General features: G+C 70.0%; 8 protein-coding genes and 1 pseudogene. All 9 read left to right on the forward strand.

The features are described 5' to 3' along the window. The first annotated feature begins 15 nt into the window (after positions 1-15). Entirely contained in the window at positions 16-1,644 is a 1,629-nt protein-coding gene (locus ACFWBY_RS10080) for an ABC transporter substrate-binding protein (protein WP_385344831.1), read from the forward strand. 30 nt (positions 1,645-1,674) lie between these two features. Continuing rightward, entirely contained in the window at positions 1,675-2,598 is a 924-nt protein-coding gene (locus tag ACFWBY_RS10085) for an ABC transporter permease (RefSeq protein ID WP_385344828.1), read from the forward strand. Further along, the gene (locus ACFWBY_RS10090) at positions 2,591-3,592 is read left to right on the forward strand and encodes an ABC transporter permease (RefSeq protein ID WP_385344826.1); all 1,002 of its coding nucleotides are present in this window, start codon (positions 2,591-2,593) and stop codon (positions 3,590-3,592) included. The genes ACFWBY_RS10085 and ACFWBY_RS10090 overlap by 8 nt, the downstream gene beginning before the upstream one ends. A gap of 13 nt (positions 3,593-3,605) precedes the next feature. Next, positions 3,606-4,580, forward strand: coding sequence for an ABC transporter ATP-binding protein (locus ACFWBY_RS10095; RefSeq protein ID WP_385344823.1), 975 nt, complete (start codon positions 3,606-3,608; stop codon positions 4,578-4,580). Then, positions 4,573-5,661 carry an ABC transporter ATP-binding protein gene (locus tag ACFWBY_RS10100; protein WP_385344820.1) on the forward strand — a complete coding sequence of 363 codons (1,089 nt, stop codon included), beginning with the start codon at positions 4,573-4,575 and terminating at the stop codon, positions 5,659-5,661. Before ACFWBY_RS10095 ends, ACFWBY_RS10100 begins: the two co-directional genes overlap by 8 nt. Positions 5,662-6,008: 347 nt before the next feature. Next, the gene (locus tag ACFWBY_RS10105) at positions 6,009-6,203 is read left to right on the forward strand and encodes a hypothetical protein (protein WP_214949145.1); all 195 of its coding nucleotides are present in this window, start codon (positions 6,009-6,011) and stop codon (positions 6,201-6,203) included. 90 nt (positions 6,204-6,293) lie between these two features. Continuing rightward, entirely contained in the window at positions 6,294-7,202 is a 909-nt protein-coding gene (gene mshB / locus ACFWBY_RS10110; protein ID WP_385344816.1) for an N-acetyl-1-D-myo-inositol-2-amino-2-deoxy-alpha-D-glucopyranoside deacetylase, read from the forward strand. After that, positions 7,199-7,582, forward strand: a complete 384-nt coding sequence (locus ACFWBY_RS10115; RefSeq protein ID WP_385344813.1) for a DUF6113 family protein — start codon at positions 7,199-7,201, stop codon at positions 7,580-7,582. Before mshB ends, ACFWBY_RS10115 begins: the two co-directional genes overlap by 4 nt. A gap of 352 nt (positions 7,583-7,934) precedes the next feature. Further along, a pseudogene (locus tag ACFWBY_RS10120) lies at positions 7,935-8,404 on the forward strand (hypothetical protein); the annotation flags it as partial.

The following is an 8,404-nucleotide window of genomic DNA, read 5'->3' on the forward strand; positions in this document are numbered from 1 at the left end:
AGTAGGAGGCACTCCATGCGCGGAGCCACCCACGCCAAGTGGGCCGCATGTGCGGTGGCCGTCGCCCTCGCGGTGACGGCCTGCGGCGGCGGAAGCGACAGCGGCGGGGGCGGTAGCGCGGGAATCGTCAGCTCCTCGTGGGGTGACCCGCAGAACCCGCTGGAGCCCGCCAACACCAACGAGGTGCAGGGCGGCAAGGTCCTCGACATGCTCTTCCGGGGTCTCAAGCGCTACGACCCGAAGACCGGCGAGGCCAAGAACATGCTGGCCGAGAAGTTCGAGACGACCGACAGCCAGAACTTCACCATCACTCTGAAGGACGGCTGGAAGTTCAGCAACGGCGAGCCGGTCACCGCCCAGTCCTTCGTGGATGCCTGGAACTACGGCGCGGACGTCTCCAAGAAGCAGAACAACGCGCCGTTCTTCTCCGACATCGTCGGCTACGCGGACGTGCACCCGGCGAGCGGCGAGCCCAAGTCCAAGACCATGTCCGGGCTCGTCGTCAAGGACGCCAACACCTTCACGGTCGCCCTCAAGGAGAAGTTCTCCACCTGGCCCGAAACCCTCGGCTACCAGGCGTTCTCCCCGCTGCCGAAGGCCTTCTTCACCGACCATGCCGGCTGGCTGGACAAGCCCGTGGGCAACGGCCCGTACACGGTGGACTCTTACACCAAGGGCACCGGCATGAAGCTGCGCAAGTGGGACGGGTACACGGGTGAGGACAAGGCGGTCAACGGCGGTGTGGACCTGAAGGTCTACACCGACAACAACACCGCCTACACCGACCTGATCTCCGGCAACCTCGACCTGGTCGACGACATCCCCGCGCAGCAGCTCAAGAACGTCCAGAACGACCTCGGCGACCGCTACATCAACCAGCCGGCCCTCATCATCCAGACCCTCACCTTCCCGCTGTACGACCCCCAGTGGAGCAAGGAGGGCATGGAGAAGGTCCGTATCGGCATCTCCCGCGCGATCAACCGCGACGAGATCACCAAGCAGATCTTCAGGGACACGCGGACCCCCGCCAGGGACTGGACCTCTCCGGCCCTCGGCGAGGCCGGCGGATTCGACTCCAAGGCCTGCGGCGAGGCATGCGCCTTCGACCCCAAGGAAGCCAAGAGGCTCATCCAGGAGGGCGGCGGCCTCCCCGGGGGCAAGATGACGATCACCTCGAACGTGGACACGGGCTCGCACCGCGAGTGGATGGACGCCGTCTGCAACAGCATCAACAAAGCCCTCGGCGAGGGGCCGGTCTGCACGGTCAACCCGATCGGCACCTTCGCCGACTTCCGCAACCAGCAGAGCGCCTTCAAGCTGACCGGCCCCTTCCGGTCCGGCTGGCAGGCCGACTACCCGCTGATCCAGAACTTCCTGGAGCCGCTCTACTACACCGGCGCCTCCTCCAACTACGGGAAGTTCAGCAACCCGGACTTCGACAAGCTCGTCGACGAGGCGAACCGGGAGAGCGACGCGGCGAAGGCGGTCGCGAAGTTCCAGGCAGCCGAGAAGATCCTCGCCGCACAGATGCCTTCCATCCCGCTCTGGTACCAGAACGGCAGCGCGGGCCACTCGGAGCGGATCTCGGACGTGGCGCTCAACCAGTTCAGCGTCCCCGTGTACGACCAGATCACGGTCAGCTGACCCGCCTACGGATCGAACCTGGAGCAGTCCATGGGACGTTATGTGATCCGGCGACTGCTCCAGATGATCCCCGTGTTCATCGGCAGCACGTTCCTGATCTTCTTCATGGTGTACGCGCTCGGCGACCCCGTCGCGGCCCTCTTCGGCGACAAGGCACCCGACCCCGCCACCGCCGCACGCATCCGCAAGGACCTCTACCTCGACCAGCCCCTGTGGAAGCAGTACCTCCACTACATGGGCCAGATCTTCAAGGGCGACTTCGGCACCGCCTTCAACGGCCAGGAGGTCACCGAGCTCATGGCCTCGGCCTTCCCGGTCACCCTGCGCCTGACCGCCATCGCCATCGTCATCGAGATCATCGTCGGCATCACCTTCGGCGTGATCAGCGGACTGCGCCGGGGCAAGACGGTCGACCACAGCCTGCTGGTGCTCACCCTCGTCGTCATCTCGGTGCCGACCTTCGTCACGGGCTACTTGCTGCAGTACCTCTTCGGCGTGAAATGGGGCTGGGTACGGCCCACCGTCTCCCCGGAAGCCCCGCTCAACGAGCTGATCCTGCCCGGCATCGTCCTCGCACTGGTCTCCCTCGCCTACGTCACCCGGCTCACCCGCACCTCCATCGCCGAGAACGTCAAGGCCGACTACGTCCGCACCGCCGCCGCCAAGGGCCTGCCCAGACGCCGGGTCGTCACCCGTCATCTGCTGCGCAACTCGCTGATCCCCGTCGTCACCTTCATCGGCACCGACATCGGCGCCCTCATGGGCGGTGCCATCGTCACCGAGCGGATCTTCAACATCCACGGCGTCGGCTACCAGCTCTACCAGGGGATCCTGCGCAACAACTCCCCGACGGTGGTCGGCTTCGTGACCATCCTCGTCATCGTCTTCCTCCTGGCGAACCTGCTCGTCGACCTGCTCTACGCGGTCCTGGACCCGAGGATCCGTTATGCCTGAGCCCGAGCCCCCCGCCTACGACCCGCTGGGACCCGGCGACAACGAGGCCATCTCCCCCACGGGCCTTGGAGGCCCGATAGACCTCGCACTGGAAGAGGCGGAGAGCCTGGAGAAGGAGCTCGGGACAACCCCGACGGGACCGCGCGAGAAGGCCAGGTCCCTGTGGTCCGACGGCTGGCGCCAGCTGCGCAGCAACCCCGTCTTCATCATCTCCACGCTGCTGATCCTCTTCCTCGTGGTCATCGCCATCTGGCCCCAGCTCATCGCGAGCGGCGACCCGCTGCAATGCGACCTGTCCAAGTCGCAAGAGGGCGCGTCCCCGGGCCACCCCTTCGGCTACGACACCCAGGGCTGCGACGTGTACACCCGTACTGTCTACGGGGCCCGCGCCTCCATCACCGTGGGCATCTGCGCCACCCTCGGCGCGGCCCTCCTCGGCTCGGTGCTCGGCGGGCTCGCCGGTTTCTTCGGCGGCTGGAGCGACTCGCTGCTCTCCCGGGTCGCCGACATCTTCTTCGGCATCCCCGTGGTCCTCGGCGGCCTGGTCTTCCTGTCCGTGGTCACCAGCACCACCGTCTGGCCGGTCGTCGGCTTCATCGTGCTGCTGGGCTGGCCCCAACTGGCCCGCATCGCCCGAGGCTCGGTCATCACCGCCAAACAGAACGACTACGTCCAGGCCGCGCGGGCGCTCGGCGCCGGCAACGGCCGCATGCTGCTGCGGCACGTGGCGCCCAACGCCGTCGCCCCCGTCATCGTCGTCGCCACCATCGCGCTCGGCACCTACATCGCCCTGGAAGCCACCCTGTCGTTTCTCGGCGTGGGCCTGCGCCCTCCGACCGTCTCCTGGGGCATCGACATCTCCAACGCCGCCCCCCAGATCCGCAACGCCCCGCACATGCTGCTCTACCCGGCGGCCGCGCTCAGCGTGACCGTGCTCGCGTTCATCATGCTCGGCGACGCGGTGCGCGACGCCCTCGACCCCAAGCTGCGCTGAGGAGCCCCCGCACATGCTGCTCGAAGTGCGCGACCTGCACGTGGAATTCAAGACGCGCGACGGGGTCGCCAAGGCCGTCAACGGTGTCGACTACTCGGTGGACGAGGGCCAGACGCTCGCCGTGCTCGGCGAATCCGGCTCGGGCAAGTCGGTCACCGCGCAGGCCGTGATGGGCATCCTCGACATGCCGCCCGGCCGCGTCGCCGGCGGCGAGATCCTCTTCAAGGGGAAGGACCTGCTGAAGCTGAAGGAGGAGGAGCGCAGGAAGATCCGCGGCGCCGAGATGGCCATGATCTTCCAGGACGCCCTGTCCTCCCTCAACCCGGTCCTGAGCGTCGGCGCCCAGCTCGGCGAGATGTACGAGGTCCACCGCGGGATGTCCCGCAAGGACGCCAAGGCCAAAGCGGTCGAGCTGATGGAGCGGGTGAAGATCCCCGCGGCGAAGGAGCGGGTGGGGGACTACCCGCACCAGTTCTCCGGCGGCATGCGCCAGCGCATCATGATCGCCATGGCGCTGGCGCTGGAACCCTCGCTGATCATCGCCGACGAGCCGACCACCGCCCTGGACGTCACCGTCCAGGCCCAGGTCATGGACCTGCTCGCCGAGCTCCAGCGCGAGCTGAACATGGGCCTGATCCTGATCACCCACGACCTCGGCGTCGTCGCCGACGTCGCGGACAAGATCGCCGTCATGTACGCCGGCCGGATCGTCGAGTCGGCCCCCGTCCACGCGATCTACGCCGCGCCCGCACACCCGTACACGCGCGGCCTGCTCGACTCGATCCCGCGCCTGGACCAGAAGGGCCAGGAGCTCTACGCCATCAAGGGCCTGCCCCCCAACCTGCTGGCCATCCCGCCCGGCTGCGCCTTCAACCCGCGCTGTCCCATGGCGCGGCCCGTCTGCCGCACCGACGTCCCGCCGCTGGCCGAGGTCGGGCCGGACCGCGCCAGCGCCTGCTTCTTCTGGAAGGAGTGCCTCGGTGGCTGAGTCCAAGACGTCCGGCGAGTCCATCCTCGAAGTGACCGGCCTGGCCAAGTACTACCCGCTGACCCAGGGCATCCTCTTCAAGAGGCAGATCGGCGCCGTCAAGGCCGTCGACGGGGTCTCCTTCGGCCTGCGGGCCGGCGAGACCCTCGGCATCGTCGGGGAGTCGGGCTGCGGCAAGTCCACCGTCGCCAAGATGCTGGTCAACCTGGAGCGCCCGACGGCGGGCTCCATCACCTACAAGGGCGAGGACCTCGCCAAGCTGTCCGGCCGGGCCCTGAAGGCCGTCCGCCGCAACATCCAGATGGTCTTCCAGGACCCGTACACCTCCCTCAACCCCCGGATGACGGTCGGCGACATCATCGGCGAACCGTACGAGATCCACCCCGAGGTGGCGCCCAGGGGCGACCGGCGGCGCAAGGTGCAGGAACTGCTCGACGTGGTCGGCCTGAACCCGGAGTACATCAACCGCTACCCGCACCAGTTCTCCGGCGGCCAGCGCCAGCGCATCGGCATCGCCCGCGGCCTCGCCCTCCAGCCGGAGATCATCGTCGCCGACGAACCGGTCTCGGCGCTCGACGTCTCCGTCCAGGCCCAGGTGATCAACCTCCTGGAACGCCTGCAGAGCGAGTTCGGCCTGTCCTACGTCTTCATCGCGCACGACCTGTCGATCGTCCGGCACATCTCCGACCGGGTCGGCGTCATGTACCTGGGCCGGATCGTCGAGATCGGCACCGACAGCCAGATCTACGACCACCCCACCCACCCGTACACCCAGGCCCTGCTCTCCGCGGTCCCGGTCCCGGACCCGCAGGCCCGCGCCGGCCGCGAGCGGATCATCCTGTCCGGTGACGTCCCCTCCCCGGCGAACCCGCCCTCGGGCTGCCGCTTCCGCACCCGCTGCTGGAAGGCCCGGCCCCGCTGCGCGACGGAGGTGCCGCTCCTGGAGATCCCCTCCTTCCTCCCGGGCGGCCCGGCGGCCCACCCCTCGGCCTGCCACTTCGCGTCCGAGAAGCAGGTGGTCCCGCCGTCGGGCGGCCCGCCGCCCCCGCCTCCGGAGACCGGAAGGCTGTCCAAGGAGTGATCTCGCAGCTCCCGGCAGCGCTCATTTCCGGCCACAGCTGCGGTCGCTGTCACAACTCGGTTTACATACAGGCAACTTGACCGTTTCTGCCCCGAGATATGGGCCCGGCAGCCTGAATTCCGTGCGGCCGTGCGGGTGCCGACAGCCGGCCGGGGAGGCGTACAGGCTCCCCGGCCGGTGTTCCTGTGACCCCGGACATGCGCGGCGTGCGCCCCTCGTGCTGCCGGAATCGATCGACGCGCTAGCACGGATAGTTATGATCCGTAGCGGACGGTGGGTATGACTCTGCCGTGCACGGAGTCGCGAGTACGCGTACCGATGTCCGCTCGACGTGGAGGTGAAACGCCGTGGCACTATCGATCTCGGCCGTGGTGCTGCTGGCGATCGTCGTCTTCCTGCTGGTCCGGCGGTCGGGCCTGAAGACGGGCCACGCGGTGGTCTGCGTACTGCTGGGGTTCTACCTGGCGAGTTCGACCATGGCCCCGACGCTCTCCCAGCTCACGTCCAACGTGGCGAGCATGATCAGCGGGCTCAAGCTCTAGACCAACCCCTTCTCGGATCCGGCGGGGCCCGCGGGCGTCCGGGCGGCGCCTCGTGGGGCTCCGGGCGCGCGGTCCTCGTAGTCTTGCCCCATGAACGGTCTTCCCGCCCGTCGGCTCCTGCTCGTGCACGCGCACCCGGACGACGAGTCGATCAACAACGGCGTCACCATGGCCAAGTACGCGGCCGAGGGCGCCCATGTCGCGTTGGTGACCTGCACGCTGGGCGAGGAGGGCGAGGTCATCCCGCCCGGCCTCGCCCACCTGGCGGCCGACCGCGACGACGCCCTCGGCACCCACCGCGTCGGCGAGCTCGCGGCGGCCATGCGGGAACTGGGCGTCACCGACCACCGCTTCCTCGGCGGCCCCGGCCGCTTCCGGGACTCCGGGATGATGGGCGCCGAGCAGAACCACCGGCCCGGCGCCTTCTGGTCCGCCGACGTGGACGAGGCCGCCGGGTACCTCGTCGAGGTGATCCGCGAGCTGCGCCCCCAGGTCCTCGTCACCTACGACCCGCAGGGCGGCTACGGCCACCCCGACCACATCCAGGCCCACCGGGTCGCCACGCGCGCCGCCGAACTGGCCGCGGAGTCCGCGTACCGCCGCGACTTCGGCGCCCCGCACACGATCGGGAAGCTCTACTGGAACCGCGTCCCGCGCACGGTCGTCGAGGAGGGCTTCGCCCGGCTGCGCGCGGCCGGGGGCAAGGCGCCCTTCCCGGGGCTGGCCCAACCGGACGACGTACCGGGGGTGGTGGCCGATGAGCGCATCACCGCCGAGATCGGCGGGGACGGGGACGCCGACGCGGCGTACGCGGCCGCCAAGGCCGCCGCGATGCGGGCGCACGCCACGCAGATCGCCGTGGACGGGCCCTTCTTCGCGCTCTCCAACGACCTGGCCCAGCCGCTGTTCGACCGCGAGTACTACGAGTTGGCGGCCGGCCTGCCGGGCGTCCCGGCGGGCGAGCGCGAGCGCGACCTCTTCGCGGGGGTGCGGGCGTGAGCGGGAGGTGGACACCGGGGCGGATCGCCGCCCTGCTCGGGCTGTTGGCGGCCGGCGTGCTGACCGGAACGGCCGGCTGGCTCGTGGTGGACCTGTGGTTCCCGTGCGGGCTGGTGCTGGCGCTGCTCGCCCTCTTCGGGCTGTTCCTCGGCGGCCGCCTCGCCCTGGGGACCGGGATCGGCGTGGGGGCGGGCGCGGCCGGCTGGTTCCTCGCCTACGTGATCCTCAGCGTCCCCCGGCCGGAAGGGGACTTCCTGCTCAGTTCGTCCGGAATTGGTATGTACACCTACCTTTTGGGCGGGGTGGTGCTCGCTGTGATGTGTGCCACGATCAGCGGACCGGGCGACCGGCCGATTTCGGCCGCCCCGCCCGCCAAGTGACGTGCCGTCGGACGACTTCGGCGGTCTGACGAGCCGCTCCGCGGACTTCCGGCAGGTGGTTCCGGGGCGTTCGCGGGGGGCGTGAAAGGGCTCAAGGGGAACCCTTCGCTCCCCGCGGCCGAGTGCGCCCGGGCGGCGGCCAGTATGGTGGACGGGCCGCCGAGCTGCCCGCGCACGGTATGACGGGCGGCGGAGCCAATCGGGAGAGCCTGCCTTGAGTCGTGAAACCGCGAGTTCGTCCTCCGGGCCCAACGGGCGCGGTGGAGCCGCCTACCCCTCGGGAACACCGCCGTATGGAACCGGCCAGTACCCGTCCACGGACGCTGCGGCGACCACCCCGGAGGAGAGTTCTGTGACCGTACCGCCTGCCAAGCCGCCCACGGCCGATTCCGACGGACCGAAGACGGAGACCACCCTGACGACCCGGATCCGGATCAACATCCCCGGATCGCGGCCGATTCCGCCCGTGGTCGTCCGCACGCCCATGCCCGAATCCGAGGCCGAGCCGGAGCCCGCACCCGCCGCCGCTCCGGCGCCCGCGCCCGAGCCGGGCGCGGGCGGCCCCGAGGACGCGACCAGCAACTGGTTCGCCCCCCGCAAGGGCGCCGCGCCCGGCCCGGCGCCGGCGCAGGGCGCCGGCGGTCCCGGTGCCCCGCGCCACGACACGCCCGCGCAGGGCTTCGCCCCGCCGCCGGCCGGTCCGCGTCCCCCGGCCCCCTCGGGCCCCGGCACCGGCCTCGCCGTCGGCCCCGGCCGGATGTCCGCCCCGGCTCCGGCGGCGCCCGGCGCGCCGCGCCACGACACGCCCGCACAGGGCTTCGC

The sequence above is a fragment of the Streptomyces sp. NPDC060049 genome (assembly GCF_042736715.1).
GTDB lineage: Bacteria > Actinomycetota > Actinomycetes > Streptomycetales > Streptomycetaceae > Streptomyces.

Bases quoted from the DNA above. Each gene is read 5' to 3' on its own strand.
- ACFWBY_RS10090 (WP_385344826.1), top strand. From the start codon at position 2,591: ATGCCTGAGCCCGAGCCCCCCGCCTACGACCCGCTGGGACCCGGCGAC.
- ACFWBY_RS10095 (WP_385344823.1), top strand. From the start codon at position 3,606: ATGCTGCTCGAAGTGCGCGACCTGCACGTGGAATTCAAGACGCGCGAC.
- mshB (WP_385344816.1), top strand. From the start codon at position 6,294: ATGAACGGTCTTCCCGCCCGTCGGCTCCTGCTCGTGCACGCGCACCCG.
- ACFWBY_RS10080 (WP_385344831.1), top strand. From the start codon at position 16: ATGCGCGGAGCCACCCACGCCAAGTGGGCCGCATGTGCGGTGGCCGTC.
- ACFWBY_RS10085 (WP_385344828.1), top strand. From the start codon at position 1,675: ATGGGACGTTATGTGATCCGGCGACTGCTCCAGATGATCCCCGTGTTC.